Source organism: Streptomyces sp. NPDC090025 (genome assembly GCF_044748125.1).
GTDB lineage: Bacteria > Actinomycetota > Actinomycetes > Streptomycetales > Streptomycetaceae > Streptomyces.
On record NZ_JBIVFL010000005.1, the window covers coordinates 97,675 to 115,526 of the forward strand.

Genomic DNA, 17,852 nt, shown 5'->3' on the forward strand with positions numbered 1-17,852 from the left:
CACCTGGACATGGCCCATGAGAGGGAGCGCACGACCCGATGACCACCCTTCCACCGGCCGCACCGGCGGCATCACCGGCTCCACCGGAGCTGAGCAGCTATCTGCGCCACCTCCCGCCGGTGCTCTGGGAGCGGGCGCCGGAGCCGAGCGGCTTCTCGCTCGGCGCGGCGCTGCGCATCTTCGAGAAGATCCTCACCGGGATCGCTGACGACGTCGCCGTCCCCCACGGCGACCACACCCATCCGGCGATCGCCGACCGGATCGCCTCCCTGGAGCTGCTGTTCGACCCCTGGCGGACGCCGGAGGAGTTCCTGCCCTGGCTGGCGTCCTGGGTGGCCCTGGAGTTCCCGACCCTCGACGGCCAGCACCTGTGGGACGCGTACCAGCGGCGCAAGGTCACCTCCGAGATCGCCCGCACCTACGGGATGCGGGGGCTGCGGGGCGGCCTGAACACCCTGCTCGACCTGTACACGGTGGGCAGCACCCGGCCCCGGATCGCCCTGGACGACGGCAGCCGGGTGCTCACCCTGACGCCCGGCACGACGGAGCGGGGCAGCCAGGTCACGGCCCTGGTCACCCAGGGCCCGGTCCTCGCGCCCGGCGACCGGCTGTGGGCGGAGGGCCTGATGCGGCCCACCTGTGTGGCGGCGGCCGGGGACGGCAGTCTGTTCCTGGGCGACGCGGGCACCCCCGACGGGGTCACCCCGGTGCTGCCCAGCCGGGTCTGGCACCTCGACGCCAACGGCGGGTACGCGATGACCGGCGCGCCGCCCCGGCCGACCCCGCTGGCCCTCGCGGCGGGGGCCACCGCGCTGACCCGGGTGGTCGCCGTCGCCGTCAGCCCGGCGCACGACGGCCGGCCGGAGACCCTGTACGCCCTGGACAGGTCCGGGCGGCTCTACACGGCGGACGCCCCGTACACCGCGCCCCTCACCCAGCTCGGCACCATCGGCACCTCGGGCACCGCGCTGTACCCGGTGGCCATGGCGGTCGACACCAACGGCGATCTGCTGGTCCTGGACCGGGGGGTGCCGCCGCCGTCGACGGCGGCGGCCAAGGTGCTCACGGTGAAGACCGCCCCGCTGTCCACGGCACCGACGACGCTGACCACGGTCGTCGAGCCGCTGTCGCTGCTGGTCCGGCCGGACGGTTCGCTGCTGGTCGGCGACGGGGGGAAGCAACGCCCGGCGGGCCCGGCGGAGTTCCCCGGGAACGTGGTCACCGTGAGCCGCGCGGCCGGGGGTTGGACCGAGGCCCCGCTGCTGCCCGCGGCCAATCCGCTCGTCGCGCCGACCGCACTGGCCCTCGACCGGGACGGGACGACGCTGTACGTGCTCGATGCCGGGCTCAAGCCGCTCCAGCCGTCGACCGGCAGCACGTTCACCCTGAAGGTCGCCGAACCGGCCGTGGTCCACCGGATCGCGACCGGCGCGGGCGGGCGCCCGCCGGTGCCGGTTCCGCTGACCGTGCCGGGCTCGTTCGTCTGCCCGACCGGGCTGACCGCGACCGGCGGGCGGCTCGTGATCAGCGACTACGGCGTGCCGGACGGCACCGGCCAGAACACCTACCTGCCCCGGCTCCAGCCGTACCGGCTCGACGTCGTCGTGCACTTCACGGACGGACGGCTGCCGCAGGACGCGGCGCAGCGCGCCAAGGCCCGCAACCAGACCATCGGCGCGATCCACACCCTGGTCGAACAGAACAAGCCCGCGCACGTCCTGGCCGTGCTCGTGAAATGACCATCCCTCCCCCTCTCCCCCTCCCCTTCAGAGGAGTTGCGTACGACATGGCACTGATGCGCGCCCAGCACTGGGACCTGGGCAGCAATCCGCCCACCCCGCTGAACGATCCGACCAGTCACGCCGACTGCATGCGGGACATCGAGGGCTATCTGATCCCGCTGGAGCAGGCCCGCGAGGCGAGCCTGTACACCTGGGGCGTGACCGACGGGCTGCGGGTCACCGCGCAGCGCGGGCAGAGCGGGCTGGCCATCGCGACCGGCGCGGCGCTCGACTCGCTCGGGCGGCTGGTCGCCCTGGGCAAGGGCTCGTTCGCGATCGTCGACCCGAACGCGGACCCCACCTCCATCCACAACATCGCGACGGTGCCGGTCGGGCAGGACGGGGTGACCCTGGCCTCCACCGGCCCCGCCGGGAACCGGCTGCTCACGATCACCTGGCGCGAGGTGCTCGGCGCGGACGACGCCAGCATCCTGCTGCACACGCCCTGGCTGCGGCTGCTGGCGGAGAGCGCCGTCCCGGACACCGGCACCCAGGTGGTGCTCGCGCGGGTCACCGTCGACGACAGCGGCGCGGTGACCGGCCTGGCCCCCGGCAGCCGCCGCACCGTCGGCGCCCACGTCCAGCGTCTCGAACTGCGCCGCCCGACGGCCACCGACACCTCGGCAGGGCTGCGGGTGGACCAGGTGGTGGCGGTGGAACTGGCCGCCACCGCCACCGGCGACTTCGAGATGACCCAGGCGGTGCCGGGCGGCGGAGCCGCGCGCACCGCGCTGAAGATCGCCGCGGACAGCGGGAACGCCGGCCTCGGCACCGCCAGCCCGTCGGCCGGTCTGCACGTCGAGCGCGGCGCCACCAACGATCTCGCGCTGCGGCTGTCGTCCTCGGGTGCGGGCTGGGGCTCGGGGCTCCAGCTGGAGAACCGGGGCGGGCTGCGCACGTACGGTCTCTACACGGGCGCCGACGGGCGGCTGCACCTCGCCGACGTGGACGCCGGGACGGACCGGATCACCGTCGGGCAGGACGGCTACGTGGGCATCGGCATCGCCCAGGTGGCGCGTCGGGTCCTGCACGTGGAGGGCCCCAACGAGGTGCACAGCGGCGGCCCGGGCGGCGGCTTCTCGTTCGCCGACCGGAACGTCCGTGACGTGGTGGACGATCCTCGGGCCGGTGAGCGCTGGGTCTGGTACGCGCACGACGGGCACGCCGCGCTCTGGTCCGGCATCGACCGGGTGAGCGTCGGCATCGGCCGCGAGGGCGACACGCTCGACGTGTCGGGGCGGATGCGGGTGCGCAAGGGCGCGGACGACACGGCGGGCATCTGGTTCCACCAGAACGAGGCGGGCCATCGCGCCTTCGTCGGGATGCTCGACAACGACCGGGTGGGCCTGTACGGCGTCGGCATCGGCTGGGGCCTGAGCATGAACGTCAACGAGGGCGGTCTCAACGTCAACGCCCAGCACGTCGGCATCGTCTCCCGGGGCAACACCGGGATCATCGCCTCGGGCGGATTCCTCGCGGGCCGCTTCGAGGGCATCGTGAGCGTCACCGGCGATCTGTACGTGGACGGCCACATCAGCAAGGGCGGCGGCGGCTTCACCATCGACCACCCGCTCGACCCGGCGGGGAAATATCTCTCGCACTCGTTCGTCGAGTCGCCCGAGATGCTGAACCTGTACGCCGGGACGGTGGTGACGGACGACTCGGGCGAGGCGACCGTCACCCTTCCGGACTACTTCGACGCCCTGAACCGCGACTTCCGCTACCAGCTGACGCCGGTCGGCGATCTCGCGGCGGTCGCGGTCGTCCGCGAGATCGCCGACAACACCTTCGCCGTGCGCTCGGACCGGCCCGGCGTCACGGTCTGCTGGCAGGTCACCGGGGTACGGAAGGACGCCTGGGCCGAGGCCCATCGGATCACGGTCGAGGAGGACAAGTCCGGCGACGAATACGACAGTTATCTGCATCCCGCCGTACACGGGATGTCGGCGGATCGGGCCGTCGCCCGCTTCGCGGTGCGGACCGACCAGGAGGAAGCGTCATGACCACCATCGACACCGCCCAGCGGACGATCGCCGCCCAGCCCCCGGCCGGGAAGTACGGCCCGGCCGGGGATGGCGGTGCGGCCGGGGGCGACCCGGCCGGGCGTCGGCTGCGCGCCCGGCTCGCCGAACTGCGGCGGGAGTACGCGGAGGGCGAGGACCGACTGCGGGCACTCCTGCGGCAGGAGTCGGTGCTGCGCGAGACGATGCTGCGGATCAGCGGGGCGGCTCAGGTGTTGCAGGAACTGCTCGCGGAGGAGCCGGAGCAGCCGGAACCGCCGGAGGAATCAGTTCTCGCCGTCGAATGACGTGTCGGGGTCGTAGTCCTGCCCGATCCCGAGCTCTTCCGCCTCGAACTGTTCGGCGAAGCGGTACATGAGCCGGGATCCGGGCCGGACGTGCTCGTGGACGTAGGCGGCTTCGTGGTTCTTCAGCAGCCAGTTCATGAAGGCCCTGCGCCGCTGCGCCGCAGGCATCCGGGCCCTCAGCTGGGGCGAGTCCTCAAGCTCCAGCTTGGAGCCGTCGCTGATCCGCTGCTTGCGCTGGTCGGGTTCGAGCTGCTTCCGCCGGTCGCGATTGGTCTCCTTGTACCGGGGATCCTGGCCACCGCCACCCCCTCGCCCCCGGGCCTCCAGGTAGCCGAGGGTGGCCGCCCCACCGAGTTGGGCACCCCTGACGACGGTCGCCGGGATGGTCTCGGCGGCGACGGCGACGGCCTCGCCGCCGCCCCCGATGCCCAACATCACCATCCCGGGGGCCGGCGGTCCGGGCGGCGGGGCCGCCCCGGCGCCGGGACCGCCGAGGCCACGGGTGGCCCGCCGGAACACGAGGAACATGATCGCGTCGATCCCGAGGGCGGCCACGCCGTCGCCGAACTCCTTGGCGGCGGCGTCGATCTCCGGTTCGGTGGTGGCATTGCGGGCCGCCGCGAAGCCGATCAGGTGATTCGTCGCCTTCAGGACCGAACTGGCGAGGAAGAGGGCCGTCAGCCCGAGCACGATGCCGGCGGTCCAACCGACCGGGGTGAGGGCGAGGGCCAGTGTGGTGACGGCGAACGCGATGATGGCCTTGGCCAGGGCCTCGGGTGTGATCATGCTCCGTAACTGGGCGATGGCCGAGTTCAGGACGCTGGCGCGTTCGTACGCCAGGGCCACCCGCTGCCAGCCCGTCATGGCGGCCAGGCCGAGTTCCCGCCGCTCCCCGGAAGAGGACTCCTGCGTGCTGCCGGTCTTGCCGTCCTGACCGCCGTCCTTGCCGTCCTTGCCGTCCGGGGCGGTCAGCCGGGCGAGCTGCGAGTCGGGGCCGACGCCCACGTGCCCGAGCGCGGCGCCGCGCAGATAGCCGATCTCCTCCGGCGTCAGCGCGGAAAGGCGCAGCTTGATGTCGTCGGGACTGAAGCCGTTGAGCAGTTCGGCGACCCGGCCCCACTCGCCGGTGGTACGGGCCGTGGCCAGCGCGGCCCGGTAGCGCGCGTCGAGCGAGGCGGTGGTGAGGGACTGGACGGGCCCCAGCGGGCCGCCGCCCCGGGCCAGATGGCCTTCCACCGCCCGGTTGCCCGCGACTCCGCCCAGCTCGGCCAGTTGGTCGGGCCCTATCGTCGGCGTCCCGGCGGTGCCGCCCGCCGTCTCGTTCACCCGGTCCGCGGCCCCTGCGTTCCGTACCGGCTGCGGGGCCTTCTCACGTCGCTCTGCTTCCTTGACTCCAGCCACCCGGCCATGGTCCCGGCCGGGGTCGGCCGCTGCCTAGGGCGCTTCACCCGAACGGCTGACGGGTGGGCGGGTGGTCCCGGGAGGACGGGGCTCCCGGGACCGGTGAGGCGGTGCCGTGGGCTCAGTAGTGCGAGAGGACGAAGTTGTAGCCCTGGGCGCTGTGGGCGTTGCCCGCCGCGCAGCGGCCGTTCGTCGGGTAGCCGTAGTAGAACATCACGAAGCACTTGGTGCAGAACCGCCAGTTGGCCTGTCGGGTCGACGTCTCCGAGATGTCGTGCGGGAGACAGAAGTTGAAGCCCTGTGCGGTGTGGGCGCCGCCCGCCGGACAGACACCGTCCGTCGGATAGCCCCAGAAGTACATGGAGAAGCACTTGGTGCAGAAGCGCCAGTTGCGCTGCTGGTTGGGGGTCTCGGGGACGTCGTACGGCAGGATGAAGTTGAAGCCCTGCGCGCTGTGGGCGCCACCGGCCGGGCAGACGCCGTCGGTGGGATAGCCCCAGTAGTAGAGGGTGTAGCACTTGGTGCAGAAGCGCCACGCGTCCTGCGTCGACTGGATTCGGTTGGATCCGGTGGAGGTGGCGGACGCCGGTGCGGCGAACGCGGCGGCGGTCACCACGGTGCCGGTGACTCCGGCCGCGACGCCGAGTGAGCGGGTGAGGAAGGTCCGTCGGTCCGATGCGGCTGACGCCCTCTCGGACCCTTCGGGTAAGGCCACGGGGAACCTCTCCTTCGAGCTCTCCTTGGAGCATTCCTTGGAGATCATCGGCGGCCGAATGCGCCGATGCCGCCGATGAGAGTCCCATCGGCGGCCAGGGTCGTCAATACGACCGGAATGACCGGACTTTGACCATCCGAATCCGTCGCTCAGTGCCCCGCTCGGCGTCCCGCTCGCGTCCGCTAGGCGAGCTGCTCGGCGACGGCCCGGGCGGCCTCGGCGACGAGCCGGTCGTCGGGCGTGGCGTCCTTCGCCGCGTGGGTGGTGAGGATCGCCATGACGACGGGCGGGGCCTTCGGGGGCCAGGCGATGGCGATGTCGTTCCGGGTGCCGTAACTGGCGGTGCCCGTCTTGTCCCCCACCCGCCAGGTCTTCGGGAGCCCGGCCCTGATGGTGGCGTCGCCGGTGGTGTTGCGCCGGAGCCAGTCGACGAGGACCGCGCGCTCGTCGGTGCCGAGCGCGTCGCCGAGGCCGTACGCGCGGAGCGAGGTGGCGAGCGCCCTGGGCGTGCTGGTGTCGCGCGGGTCGCCCGGCACGGCCTCGTTGAGCTCGGTCTCGTACCGGTCCGCGCGGGTGGTGCGGTCGCCGATCTTGGCGAGCTCGGCCTGGAACCCCCGGGGCCCGCCGAGGGAGTCCACGATCAGGTTCCCCGCGGTGTTGTCGCTGTACCGGACGGCCGCGTCGCACAGCGCGCGCAGGCTCATCCCGGTGTCGACGTGCCGCTCGGTGACCGGCGAGTGGGCGACCAGGTCCTCGCGGCGGTAGCGGATGATCCGCCCGAGCCCCGCGAGCGAGTTCCGCCGCAGCACCGCTCCCGCCGCCAGCGCCTTGTACGTCGACGCGAACGCGAACCGCTCGTCGGCCCGGTGCGCCACCACCCGCCCGCTGCCGGTGTCGACGGCGTGGACCCCGAGCCGGGCGCCGAAGCGGGTCTCCAGTTCCGCTAAGGCGGGGTTCGGGCGTGCGCCGGGGCCGGTGGGCGGGGAGGTGGGGGTGCTGCGGGTGGCGGTCGGGGTACGGGAGGTGGAGGTGGCGCACCCGAGGAGCGGGACGGCGGCCAGGCCGGTGAGCGCCATGAGGGAGGCTCGACGGTCGAGGGTCATCAGAGACGTTCCGTTCCTTGCTTGCTTGCTTGCTTGCTGATGTGTCGGCTTGTCGGCTTGTCGGCTTGCTGTGTTGCTTGTGGGGTGGTGCGGGCCGCGCCGTGCCCCATGGGGAGGCGCGACCTTCTGCCCTACCCCACTTCGCGGAAACCAACATTTTTGCTCTGCGCACCCGGGGCGCGGGGCGCCGGGGCGGACGTGGCCGGGGTCTGTTCGGCGAGGAGGTTGACGAGGAGCAGCCCGGTCGCCCGGCGGCTCAGCGTCTCGGCGGCGGCGACCAGCCGTTTGTGCTGACCGGCCGGGAGGGAGAGCGCGATGCTGGAGGCGCGGCCGGGCAGGCCGAGCGAGTAGGCGACGCAGAGGTCCTGGTCCGAGTACTCCAGGAGGTCGAACTGGGCGGCGTGCGGCCCGGGCGCGTCCAGGGTCTCGATGAGGGCGCGGCGGTTGGTGATGGTGCGTTCGGTGAGCGCCACCGAGGGGTGCCGGGTGAGGTGGTCCATCCGGGCGGTGAAGTCCAGTTGGGCCAGCAGGCTCTTGCCGACCGCGCTCGCGTGGGCGGTGTCCGGGAAGGGCGCCCACTCGTCGACCGGTGGCGCCGTCGCGCTCGACGAGGACGCCCGTACCGCGATCTCGCCGTCCGCGTAGCTGCTGATGTAGACCGCCGCCCCCAGTTCGTCCCGCAGCCCGGCCAGGCTCTCGGTGAGCAGGGCCCGTGCCGGGTCGCCGCCGACGGCGAGGGACAGCAGCGGTCCGGCGAAGTGCACGGTGTCGCGGGACTCCACGAAGTGCTCCCTGGCCAGCCAGGCGAGCATCCGGGCCGCGTCGTCCACCGGCATCCGGGCCCGGCGGGCGAGGGCGCGGGTGTCGATGCCGTCGGAGGTGTGGATGAGCATCAGCATGTCCCGGGCGCGCTGGGTGAGCTGCCAGCGGGCCGGGACGACGGCGGGGGCATTGCTGTGCCGGGCCATGTCGGTGAGGATCGCGGGCCGCAGGGCACTCGCCGCCCACCACTGCTCCCCGCCTCCCCCCGGTGCCCGTGCCGCTCCCGGGAGCGGCGTTGATGGCGGTGCGGGCGCGGGTGCGGCGCCGAGGACGAGCCGGTGTCCGCCGCCCGTTCCCGCCGTCCGCGCGGGGGCCGGTCCGAGGTCCGGTACGTCGAGGGTCAGCCCCCCGGCGAGCGCGGTGAGCCGGGGCCGTTCCAGGTCCGGTACGGCCTCGGGGCGCGGCGCGGGGCCGTAGTCCCGGGGCAGTACGGGGGGCGGGACGAGGACGAGTCCGCGCCTCGGGTACGGGGCGGGGTCGGCGGAGTCCTCCGGGGTCGCGGGTCCGGTCGGCAGCTCCGCCGTGGCGAGCGGCTTCGCCGTGGGGAGGGAGTTCGCCGTGGGAGGCGACTCCGCCCCGCCGGTCGTCCGCAGCGCGGGGGCCGGGTGCGCGGGCATCGGGCCGGCCGGGGTCTGCCGTACAGGAGGCTGAGGGGCCGCCGACGCGGGAGTGGACGGCTGAGGTAGGGACGCCTGAGGTACGGACGGCTGGCGTACGGGGGGTTGGTGGGCGGGCGGCTGGTGGGCGGGGGCGTCGAGGGCGCGGCGGATCTCGGCCAGGAACACCGGGTCCTGCACCGGTTCCCGTACGGCCGGAACCACGCGGTCCGAGCGGGCCTCGGCGAGCAGCGCGGCCGCGTCGCCGTGGCCGTGCCGGGCGGCCTCCTCGATGAGGAACCACGCCTCGTCCTCCCAGTCGGCGCCCGCCCTCAGCACCACCAGGGTGAGCCGGAACAGCGCCCCCGGGTGTCCGGCGGAGGCCGCCCGGCCGAGCCAGTCGGCGGCGGTGGCCAGTTCGTGCCGGTCGAGGGCCTTGGAGCCGAGCCGGTAGTGCGAGTTGGCCTCCGCGCGCTCGGCGGGGTCCAGGTCGTACAGGTGGGTCAGGGGGCCGAAGTCGCCGTCGGGGCGGTCCCAGAAGTCCGGTGGCCCCGAGAGCCGGGTCACGAGCGTCAGCAGCTCGGCCTGCGCCTCCGGCGGGCGGCCGTCACTGCCCTCGTTGAGGCTCACATCCGTCACCTGTCCTTCTCCCCGTGTCGTGTCGTCTTGCGGTGTCCGTCCCGGATGTGTGCGCCGAGGTCCCTGCGCAGCTCCTTCAGGGCGGCATGCCGTTCCTTGTGGACCCGATCGGTACTTATGCCCAGGGTCCGGGCGATCTGTGCGTCGTCGAGGCCCTGGCTCTGGAACTGCACGACCTTCCGCCGCCTGGTCCGCGGCATGGCGTCGATCGCGGGCATCACCAGCTCGTCCATCGGGTCGATGGCCTCGAACGGCTCCCCGCGCGCCGGTACCGGCGCGAGCAGCGCGGTCTCGTCCAGCGGGGCGAGCCGGTTCTGCCGCCTGAGGACGTCCTTCGCCAGATTGCGCGAGGTCGCCCGGAGATACGCGGGCAGATTGGTGTCGGGCCCGAGCTCGCCGGACCTGACCTTGTCCGACACCCGCAGGAACGCCTCGTCCGCCACGTCCTGGCACGCCTGCCAGGACAGTGCGCCGCCGGTCTTGCGGTGCAGGATGGTCGTCTCCGCCTTCAGGAAGGTCTCGTAGGCATCGACCAGCCGCTGAAGGAGGCCGGGTTCCGGTGCGGCGGGCGACCGGTGGGATGCCTCACCCGCTACCACGAACCGTGCTCCTTCTCCCGTACTCCCGGCGCCGGCACCGCCACTCCGGCGGCGTGCGGGGCCGCGTGCGCATGCGGGTCCGCCGCCGTGTGCGGGTCCACGCCGGAGCCCGTGACCACCCGGACCGTCACCGAGACCGTGGGCTCGGCCGTCGGCAGCGGCGTACGGGGATCGGCGCCGCACGTCCGTACGGCGACGCCCACCGTGACGGCCGCCGGGGCCGCCGCGAGCCGCCGCCGGTCCCAGTACACCTGCGCCGCGGCGGCCGTGACCTGCACGGCGGCCGCGAGGGCCGGGACGAGCCCGGCCCAGTCCAGTGACGACGTCATAAGAGGCGTTCTCCGTCTTGTCGGGAGGCAGCGCGTGGGGTGCGCGCCTTTGCGACTCCTAGACGGATCAGTACGGCCCGTTCTCCCGCTTCGACCGAAGAACGCTGGAAGTGGCGGAAGGTGGGCTTGTTGTGATCGCTTGCGATCGGTTCTCCGGCCGGGGGCGGGGACGGGGCGGGCTCTGACGGGTCGGGGGTGTCAGCCGCCGTACTCCTTCACCGTGACCGGCACGGTCGAGACCCGGCCCGGAGCGGGGTGGGAACCGGCGGCGGGACCGGCATCGGCGGCGGTCCCCGGCGTCGAAGCCCGCGAACTCCACCCCCGCGCCGTGGCCCGGATTCGCGTGGACCGCTCGGACCGCGCGGAGCGCGGCGAGCGTGTTGCGGTTGTTGCCGCGAAGAAGGCGGTGGGGCGATCCGGGTGGGCGCCGGCGCCCACCCCTCACCCACACCTCAGCGCCCGCAAGTTCCCCTCGGTAGCATCGGCACCATGGTGCTGCGTCCCGCTCAGGTGAACATCAAGGCCGTCGACCCCACAGCGGTAGGGGAGTTCTGGGCGGCGGCGCTCGGCTGGCAGGCGCACGACGCGGGCGTCACCGTGTACGTCGCTCCGCGCAACGCCTCGGGCGGCATCGTCTGGCCGGATCCGGTGACCGTCGGCATCGACGTGGTCCCGGTCCCGGCGGGGAAGACGGCGGTGAAGAACCGCACGCATCTGGATCTGGCCACCCGTTCGGCCGCGCACCGGGCGGAGTTGGTGGACCGGCTGCTGGCGCTCGGCGCGACGCACGCGGACGTCGGGCAGGGCGAGGTGCCGTGGACGGTCCTCGCCGATCCGGAGGGCAACGAGTTCTGTGTGCTGGAACCGTGTGACGGCCGTAAGGACACCGGGCCGCTCGCCGCGGTCGTCGTCGACTGCGCGGAACCTCGCGCGATGGCCCGGTTCTGGGGCGCGGCGATCGACTGGACGGTGGGTGAAGTCACCGATGCCGGTACGTCGTTGAGGTCGCCGCGCGGCGGCCCGTACCTCCGGTTCGTCCGTACGTCCGACGGGCGGACCGCGCCGGACCGGGTGCACCTCGATCTGCTGCCCCGCGCATCCGGCGGGGAGGCGGCGGAGGCGGACCGGCTGCGCGGGCTGGGCGCGACCGACCTGGACATCGGGCAGGGCGACGTGTCGTGGACGTGCCTGGCCGACCCGGAGGGACACGAGTTCTGCGTACTGGCGCTGCCCTGAACCCGCCGCGTCCGGGCGGGGCTCAGTCCGGCGCGTGGCCGGTCCCGGGGTCCGTCGCGGGGTCGGCCGGACCGGGCGGACCGGTCGGCGTCGTCCGCTCTGCGGCCCGGCGCAGGCCGTCCAGGACCAGGTCGAGGCCGAACACGAACTCGTCGCCGTACGCGTATCCGGGGCGCAGCACATGGGCGGTCGCGATCTCGGTCAGGTACGGGTAGGCGCCGTCATCGAAGCCGCTCATGATGGCCTCGGCCACGTCGGCCGTCTCCTGCGGGCCCTCGAAGGGGAGCGCCTTCTCCTGGAGGGCGAAGCCGTAGATGTAGCTGTCGAGGAGCGACACGGCGTGGGCGGTCAGGGTGAGTGAGAAGCCGCCCCGGCGCAGACAGCCGAGGACCGCGTCATGGTGCCGCAGGGTCGCCGGGCCCGGGGTCGCGCGGGACTCCATCAGGCCGATCGCCCAGCGGTGGCGCGCCAGCGCCTGCCGCATGGAGCAGGCCCTTCGCCGCATCGCGGTGCGCCAGTCGTCGCCGGGCGCGGGGAGTTCGACCTCGGCGAAGACCAGGTCGACCATGCCGTCGAGCAGGTCCTCCTTGTTGGCCACGTGGTTGTAGAGGGACATCGCCTCGACGCCGACGGCCTCCCCGAGCTTGCGCATGCTCAGCGTCTCCAGGCCCCCGGCGTCGGCGAGCTCGACGGCGGCGAGGAGCACCCGATGGCGGGTGAGGGTCGTACGACGCGTCACGGTGCGGGGCCCTTCCGTTGCTGTCACCTGCGGCTGCCGTCACCTGCGGCGTTGACGAGCTTACGCCGTAAGCCGATACTTACAGCGTAAGCACTTACGGTGTAAGCGGCGGGCCCGGAACCGGGAGCAGGACCATGCGGAACACGCAGGACAGACAGGACAGACGGGACACACCGGGCGCGCAGGACACGTGCGGCACGGGGACCATGGCGGCCGTCGTCCAGGAGCGTTACGGAACCGACCCGGCGGCCGTACTGCGGCCGGGACGGCTCCCCCGGCCCGGGATCGGGCCCGAGGAGGTCCTGGTGCGGGTGCGGGCCGCGAGCGTGGACCGGGGGACCTGGCATCTGATGGCCGGACTGCCGTACGCGGTACGGCCGGTGAGCGGACTGCGCCGGCCCCGGCAGCCCAACCCGGGCCGCAGCCTCGCCGGGGTCGTCGAGGCCGTCGGGGCCGAGGTGACCGGGTTCGCGCCCGGCGACGCGGTGTACGGCACGGCGTCGGCCGCCTTCGCCGAGTACGTCGTCGCCCGGCCGGACCGGATCGCGCCCAAGCCCGCCGGGCTCAGCTTCGAGGCGGCCGCGACCGTGCCGGTCAGCGGCCTGACGGCGCTCCAGGCGGTCCGCGACCACGGCAAGGTCACGGCGAGCGCGCGCGTTCTCGTCACCGGGGCCTCGGGCGGCGTGGGCAGCTTCGCCGTACAGCTCGCGCACGCGTACGGCGCCGAGGTCACGGCGGTCGCCCGGACGGCGAAACTCGACGCGGTACGGGCGCTCGGCGCCGACCGCGTCGTCGACCACACACGCGAGGACTGCCTGGCCGAGCCGCAGCGCTACGACGTGATCATCGACATCGCCGGGCAGCGCCCGCTCCGCGAGCTGCGCCGCGCGCTCGCCCCGCAGGGCAGGCTCGTGATCACCGGCGGCGAGACGGACGGCGTCTGGCTCGGCGGCACCGACCGGCAGCTCCGCGCCCTGCTGCTCGCCCCGTTCACCGGGCAGCACCTGGGCACCTTCGTCTCCTCCGAGCACGCCGACGGGCTGCTCGACCTGACCGCGCTGCTCGACGCGGGCACCCTGCGGCCGGTGGTGGACAGCGTCCATCCGCTGACGGAGACGGCGACGGCGGTACGGCGGCTGCTCGACGGCGCGGTGGTCGGCAAGGTCGCGATCGCCCTGCCGGACGCGTGACCGGGCCGTACGCCGGGAGTACGCCGGGAGTACGGCCCAGGGGGCGGGGGCCCGCGCGGGTCGTAGCGGTGAGGGTGGTCCAGGTGGGCGGGTCGGGGGACGCGGGTGCGGCCCGTGCCACGATCGAGTGCGGTGACCCGGGTGCCGGTTCCGGCGTTGGGCCCGGCATGAACAAGGTCATCACCCTGCTCGCCGGGGCGGCGCTGCTCACCGGCGCCGCCCTCACCGGATCCGCCGCGACCGCCGCCACGGCCCCCGCTCCCGCTCCGGCCTCGGCCGACCCCGCCACCAAGGCCGGACACGTCCAGTTGTCCGTCGACCACCTCGTCGCGGGCCAGCACGAGACCAGCACCCTCTGGCTCGACTGCCCCGGCGTCAAGAAGCCCGACCACCCGCACCGCGACGAGGCATGCACCGACCTCGACGCCGCCGACGGCGACTTCGACCGGCTGCCCGGCCGCCCCGGCACCCGCTGCGCCGCCGTCCAGGACCCGGTCTCGGTCACCGCCCGGGGCATCTCCGAGGGCCGTCGCGTCAACTGGAGCCACTCGTACGCCAATCCGTGCGAGATGTACGTGGCGACCGGCGAGGTCTTCAACTTCTGACCCCGCCCCCGGCCCCGACCCGGCCCCGGTCCCCCTCGCTGTCCGACCGCCCGTCACCCGCGCAGGACCTCCAGGTCCGGGTGGCGGGCGGTCGGGTTCGCGAAGAAGGAGGTTCGGCGGTGCTTCAGATGGAGGTCGAAGAAGGCCGTGAGGGCGGCGCGTTGGGCCGCGAGGGAGCGGCGGGGGTCGATCGTGCCGACCAGTTCGGGGGCCGCCGGGACCGGCAGGTGCGCGGCGAGGGCGGGCAGCAGGACCTGCAGGTCGGTGTAGGAACCGTGCCGGGAGCCGCGCAGCCGCAGCGCCCGCCGCCAGCCGGTGGCTGCCGACGCCGCCCAGAAGGTACCCCAACTGGGTTCGGTGGAGAAGGTGTTGAGCTCGGAGGTGAGCAGCAGCAACGGCTTGTCGAGACCGGTAGGGGCGATCGGGCCGACGAAGGCGCCGTCGAGGTTCGCGGCGGCGGCGATGCCGGGGATCTCGTGCGCGAGCGCGGCGGCGACGGAGCCGCCGAGCGACTGACCGAGGACGCCGACCCGGCCCAGGTCGAGGGCGTCGGCCAGTCCGGCGGGCAGCGGACGGACGGGGGTGCCGGGGGCCAGGTCAGGAGCCGTGCCAGGGTCCACGCCGGGGTCGGCGCCGGGGTGGCGGCCTTCGGCCAGGTCCGCGATCCGGTCGAGGACGAAGTGCCCGTCGGCGAGGCGGGCTCGGGAGTGCTGGTCCAGGAGGGCGGCGATGACCTCCGGGGTGAGGTCGGGCGGCAGCGGCAGCGCCCGTTCGACCCGCCCGCCGGGGAATTCGACCTGATCGGCCTCGTAGGTGGCGTCGACGGTGACGACCGCGTAGCCGTGGCTCGCCAGTTCCTCGACGAGGGTGGTGCCGAGCGCCCGGCTGCCGCCGTCGCCGGACGAGAACAGCAGCACCGGCAGGCGCCCGGCGCGGCGGTCGACCGGCGCGTCGTCCCGGGCGTGGCCGCGCAGCCCCGCCCAGTCGACGGCCCCGGTGGCGACGGTCAGACCGGGCGCGGTGTGCGCGTCCCAGTCCGCGGCGGCGCCCGCCGGGAGCCACGGCGCGACCGGATGTCCAGCCGCCCGTTCCGCCGGGTACCAGATGCTGATCATCAGCTCCCGGTACGGCTTCGCCGGGACCAGCGGGTCGCGCCGGGTCCGGTCGATCAGGTGCAACTCGACGGTGCCGAGCGTGCGGTGGCGGCCGGTGGGCGCGGGCAGTGACAGGGCCAAGCCCCTCAGGCCCGGACCTGCCGGGCCAGCGGGGCCTGTCGGGGTACGGCCCGCCCGGACCGACGGCGTACGGCCCTGGGCAGCGGCGGCACCGGCACGGGCGGCGATCATCGGGGCGAGTGCGGCGGCCGCGCCCAGGCGCAGCAGCGTTCGGCGGTCGACATGCGGCATGGGGAGGCTCCTCGGCCCGGCGGCGACGGGGTACATCGGAAGCGTCGCAGCGGCCCGGCGGGCGGCGCGCCGTGCGCGGGGACGAGCCGCCCGGTGTCCGCAGGTCGCCCGCCGCACCCTCGGATCCTCCGCGAGGAGGAGCCGGCCCACCGGGCCGGGGGCCGTAGCGTGGCAGTGGGGGCACTCCCCCGCGCATACCCCCACTCCGCACATCCCCCTTCTCATCGCGCGCACCGCGAGGACGGACACCATGACGGACGACCCCATGCTCCGGGCGGGCCGGAGCACGCCGAGGCCGTGGCCGGAGCGGCTGCTCGTACGGGCGTCCCGCGTGCCCGCCGTCGTCCAGGACGCGGCCCTCGCGGCCGCGCTCTTCGCGCTGACCTTCGGGCCGGGCAGGCTCGCGGGCGCCACCGGGATCGTGCTCCAGGCGGCGCTCGTCCTGCCGCTGGTCTGGCGGCGCCGGGCGCCGCTCACCGTGTTCGGGGTGATCACCGCAGTCGCCTGCGTACAAGGGCTGCTCGGGCTGCAACTGCCCGCCGACGCGGCGCTGCTGGTGGCCCTCGGCACCGTCGCCGCGCGTTCCCCGTGGCGGTGGGCGGTGGCGGCCGGGCTCGTCCTGACGGCGGGTGCGGTGGCGTCGGCGGCGCGGTGGGCGCCCGACGGCCGGTTCCCGGCGGCGGCCGGTGCGCTGACCGCCGCCGTCACGGCGAGTGCGCTGATCGGCGCGAACGTACGGATCCGGCGCGCCGCGCGGCAGGAGCGGGTGGCGCACCTGGAGCGGGAGCGGGACCGGGCGGCCCGGCTCGCGGCGGCGGCGGAACGGGCCAGGATCGCCCGGGAGTTGCACGACAGCGTCACGCACAGCCTGTCCGTGGTCGTCGCGCTCGCCGACGCGGTCGTGCACGCCCGCCCGGACGACGCCACCGCCGTGCAGGCGAGGATCGCCGAGACGGGGCGCCAGGCGCTGACCGACATGCGGCGGGCGCTCGGCCTGCTCCAGGAGGAGGGCGGGGACGAGGATGGGGACGGGAACGGGGGCGCCACGGATTCCGCCGGGGGCGGCGGGCCGGGCGGTCCGGGCGGCTCGGGCGGGGCAGGCCCGGTGCGGGAACCGCTGCCCGGTCTCGGCGAGTTGGCGGCGTTGTGCGAGCGGATGCGGGCGGTCGGGATGCCGACGCGGCTGACGTTGCGCCGTGCACCGGCCGCCGTACCGGTTCCGGCCGCCGCCCAGCTCACCACGTACCGGATCGTGCAGGAGTCCCTGACCAACACCCTCAACCACGCCCCCGCCGGTACCCGGGCCGAGGTGCGCGTGCACTGCCTGCCGGGCGCCGTGACGGTCGAGGTGACCGACGACGGCCGCTCGGCGGCGGCCGGTCCGGGCGGTTCCGCGCCCGGCCCCCGGCAGGGCCGCGGGCTCACCGGGATGCGGCAGCGGGCCGCCGTGTACGGCGGGGTGCTCGACGCCGGGCCGCTGCCCGGTGGGGGCTGGCGGGTGTTCACGCGGCTCGACCTGACGGACGACCTCACGGACGACTTGGCGGACGACGACTTGGCGGACGACCTGGTGGACGGTCCCGTATGACCGTCCGGGTGCTCCTCGTCGACGACGAGGAACTGCTGCGCGTGGCGTTCGGGATGATCCTGCGCGCCGAGCCCGACATGGAGCCGGTCGGCGAGGCGGCGGACGGCGAGAGCGCCGTCCGGCTGGCCCGCCGCCTGCGGCCGGACGTCGTCCTGATGGACGTCCGGATGCCGGGCACGGACGGCATCGAGGCGACCCGCCGGGTCCTCCAGGAGTCGCCGGAGAGCCGGGTGCTGGTCCTCACCACCTTCGACCTGGACGCGTACGCCTTCGACGCGCTCCGGGCCGGGGCCGCCGGCTTCCTCCTGAAGAACACCCGCCCGCGGGAACTGCTCACGGCGATCCGCGAGGTGGCGAGCGGCGACGCCGTGGTGTCGCCGCGGATCACCCGACGGCTGCTCGAGCAGTTCGCCCACCAGCTCCCTGCGGCCGGTGGGACGGGTGGGACGGCCGTCGATGAGGGGCTCGGGCCGCTGACGCCGCGCGAGCGCGAGGTGCTCGTACAGGTGGCCCGGGGACTGACCAACGCGGAGATCGCCGAGGCGATCGGACTGGCCGAGCCGACCGTGAAGAAGCACCTCGGGAAGGTCCTCGCGAAGCTGGGCCTGCGCGACCGGACGCAGGCCGTGATCTTCGCGTACGAGAGCGGGCTGGTCCGCCCCAGGTGAGACGGCGTTCCCGTACGGCCGCGCCACGAGGCCGTACGGAGGCCCACCGCACGCCGCCGTCACCCGCCGTCACCCGCCGTCACCCGGCGGCGCCCGGCGGCGCCCGTCAGGCCGTCAGGCCGTCCGC

General features: G+C 74.3%; 16 protein-coding genes. 8 read left to right on the forward strand and 8 right to left on the reverse strand.

Translation table 11 applies throughout. The features are described 5' to 3' along the window. The first annotated feature begins 38 nt into the window (after positions 1-38). The 3 genes from ACIPXM_RS15000 to ACIPXM_RS15010 are packed head-to-tail and all read left to right on the forward strand — an operon-like array spanning position 39 to position 4,089. Complete coding sequence (locus ACIPXM_RS15000) at positions 39-1,739, forward strand: hypothetical protein (protein WP_401655309.1); 1,701 nt, start codon at positions 39-41, stop codon at positions 1,737-1,739. A gap of 47 nt (positions 1,740-1,786) precedes the next feature. Beyond that, the gene (locus ACIPXM_RS15005; RefSeq protein ID WP_401655310.1) at positions 1,787-3,784 is read left to right on the forward strand and encodes a hypothetical protein; all 1,998 of its coding nucleotides are present in this window, start codon (positions 1,787-1,789) and stop codon (positions 3,782-3,784) included. Continuing rightward, positions 3,781-4,089: a hypothetical protein gene (locus tag ACIPXM_RS15010; protein WP_401655311.1), complete on the forward strand. Its 309-nt coding sequence runs from the start codon at positions 3,781-3,783 to the stop codon at positions 4,087-4,089. The genes ACIPXM_RS15005 and ACIPXM_RS15010 overlap by 4 nt, the downstream gene beginning before the upstream one ends. On the opposite strand, the gene ACIPXM_RS15015 is transcribed toward ACIPXM_RS15010, so the two are convergent. The 6 genes from ACIPXM_RS15015 to ACIPXM_RS15040 all read right to left on the reverse strand — a co-directional run bounded on the left by ACIPXM_RS15015 (position 4,069) and on the right by ACIPXM_RS15040 (position 10,293). Next, positions 4,069-5,490 (reverse strand): hypothetical protein, encoded by a 1,422-nt coding sequence (locus tag ACIPXM_RS15015; RefSeq protein WP_401655312.1) that lies wholly within the window; start codon positions 5,488-5,490, stop codon positions 4,069-4,071. The two genes, ACIPXM_RS15010 and ACIPXM_RS15015, sit on opposite strands and share 21 nt — an antisense overlap. Before the next feature lie 121 nt (positions 5,491-5,611). Then, complete coding sequence (locus ACIPXM_RS15020) at positions 5,612-6,205, reverse strand: hypothetical protein (protein WP_401655313.1); 594 nt, start codon at positions 6,203-6,205, stop codon at positions 5,612-5,614. 182 nt (positions 6,206-6,387) lie between these two features. Then, positions 6,388-7,308: a class A beta-lactamase gene (gene bla, locus ACIPXM_RS15025; RefSeq protein WP_401655314.1), complete on the reverse strand. Its 921-nt coding sequence runs from the start codon at positions 7,306-7,308 to the stop codon at positions 6,388-6,390. 131 nt (positions 7,309-7,439) lie between these two features. Further along, positions 7,440-9,365: an IclR family transcriptional regulator C-terminal domain-containing protein gene (locus ACIPXM_RS15030; RefSeq protein ID WP_401655315.1), complete on the reverse strand. Its 1,926-nt coding sequence runs from the start codon at positions 9,363-9,365 to the stop codon at positions 7,440-7,442. Further along, complete coding sequence (locus tag ACIPXM_RS15035; protein WP_401655316.1) at positions 9,362-9,964, reverse strand: RNA polymerase sigma factor; 603 nt, start codon at positions 9,962-9,964, stop codon at positions 9,362-9,364. Before ACIPXM_RS15035 ends, ACIPXM_RS15030 begins: the two co-directional genes overlap by 4 nt. Further along, positions 9,958-10,293: a hypothetical protein gene (locus tag ACIPXM_RS15040; protein ID WP_401655318.1), complete on the reverse strand. Its 336-nt coding sequence runs from the start codon at positions 10,291-10,293 to the stop codon at positions 9,958-9,960. The genes ACIPXM_RS15035 and ACIPXM_RS15040 overlap by 7 nt, the downstream gene beginning before the upstream one ends. 489 nt (positions 10,294-10,782) lie before the next feature. Here ACIPXM_RS15040 and ACIPXM_RS15045 point away from each other — a divergent pair, with 489 nt between their 5' ends. Next, positions 10,783-11,529 (forward strand): VOC family protein, encoded by a 747-nt coding sequence (locus ACIPXM_RS15045; protein WP_401655319.1) that lies wholly within the window; start codon positions 10,783-10,785, stop codon positions 11,527-11,529. 22 nt (positions 11,530-11,551) lie between these two features. Here the strand turns inward: ACIPXM_RS15045 and ACIPXM_RS15050 are convergent, their stop codons facing one another. After that, positions 11,552-12,268, reverse strand: a complete 717-nt coding sequence (locus ACIPXM_RS15050; RefSeq protein WP_401655320.1) for a TetR/AcrR family transcriptional regulator — start codon at positions 12,266-12,268, stop codon at positions 11,552-11,554. Between the two features lie 134 nt (positions 12,269-12,402). Between ACIPXM_RS15050 and ACIPXM_RS15055 the strand changes: the two genes are divergently transcribed. After that, positions 12,403-13,458, forward strand: coding sequence for an NAD(P)-dependent alcohol dehydrogenase (locus ACIPXM_RS15055; protein WP_401655321.1), 1,056 nt, complete (start codon positions 12,403-12,405; stop codon positions 13,456-13,458). A gap of 167 nt (positions 13,459-13,625) precedes the next feature. Continuing rightward, on the forward strand, positions 13,626-14,063 hold the full coding sequence (locus tag ACIPXM_RS15060) for an SSI family serine proteinase inhibitor (RefSeq protein ID WP_401655322.1): 438 nt from the start codon (positions 13,626-13,628) through the stop codon (positions 14,061-14,063). Between the two features lie 53 nt (positions 14,064-14,116). Here the strand turns inward: ACIPXM_RS15060 and ACIPXM_RS15065 are convergent, their stop codons facing one another. Next, positions 14,117-15,469, reverse strand: a complete 1,353-nt coding sequence (locus ACIPXM_RS15065; RefSeq protein ID WP_401655323.1) for an alpha/beta hydrolase family protein — start codon at positions 15,467-15,469, stop codon at positions 14,117-14,119. Between the two features lie 250 nt (positions 15,470-15,719). On the opposite strand from ACIPXM_RS15065, the gene ACIPXM_RS15070 reads away from it, so the two are divergent. Both ACIPXM_RS15070 and ACIPXM_RS15075 read left to right on the forward strand, forming a co-directional pair. Further along, positions 15,720-17,057, forward strand: a complete 1,338-nt coding sequence (locus ACIPXM_RS15070) for a sensor histidine kinase (RefSeq protein WP_401655324.1) — start codon at positions 15,720-15,722, stop codon at positions 17,055-17,057. Then, complete coding sequence (locus tag ACIPXM_RS15075; RefSeq protein ID WP_401655326.1) at positions 17,054-17,725, forward strand: response regulator; 672 nt, start codon at positions 17,054-17,056, stop codon at positions 17,723-17,725. The genes ACIPXM_RS15070 and ACIPXM_RS15075 overlap by 4 nt, the downstream gene beginning before the upstream one ends. The last annotated feature ends 127 nt before the right edge of the window (positions 17,726-17,852 follow it).

Coding starts and splice junctions, on each gene's coding strand:
- ACIPXM_RS15010 (WP_401655311.1), top strand. CDS start 3,781: ATGACCACCATCGACACCGCCCAGCGGACGATCGCCGCCCAGCCCCCG.
- bla (WP_401655314.1), bottom strand. CDS start 7,308: ATGACCCTCGACCGTCGAGCCTCCCTCATGGCGCTCACCGGCCTGGCC.
- ACIPXM_RS15075 (WP_401655326.1), top strand. CDS start 17,054: ATGACCGTCCGGGTGCTCCTCGTCGACGACGAGGAACTGCTGCGCGTG.
- ACIPXM_RS15055 (WP_401655321.1), top strand. CDS start 12,403: ATGCGGAACACGCAGGACAGACAGGACAGACGGGACACACCGGGCGCG.
- ACIPXM_RS15045 (WP_401655319.1), top strand. CDS start 10,783: ATGGTGCTGCGTCCCGCTCAGGTGAACATCAAGGCCGTCGACCCCACA.
- ACIPXM_RS15065 (WP_401655323.1), bottom strand. CDS start 15,469: ATGCCGCATGTCGACCGCCGAACGCTGCTGCGCCTGGGCGCGGCCGCC.
- ACIPXM_RS15070 (WP_401655324.1), top strand. CDS start 15,720: ATGACGGACGACCCCATGCTCCGGGCGGGCCGGAGCACGCCGAGGCCG.
- ACIPXM_RS15060 (WP_401655322.1), top strand. CDS start 13,626: ATGAACAAGGTCATCACCCTGCTCGCCGGGGCGGCGCTGCTCACCGGC.
- ACIPXM_RS15000 (WP_401655309.1), top strand. CDS start 39: ATGACCACCCTTCCACCGGCCGCACCGGCGGCATCACCGGCTCCACCG.
- ACIPXM_RS15040 (WP_401655318.1), bottom strand. CDS start 10,293: ATGACGTCGTCACTGGACTGGGCCGGGCTCGTCCCGGCCCTCGCGGCC.
- ACIPXM_RS15005 (WP_401655310.1), top strand. CDS start 1,787: ATGGCACTGATGCGCGCCCAGCACTGGGACCTGGGCAGCAATCCGCCC.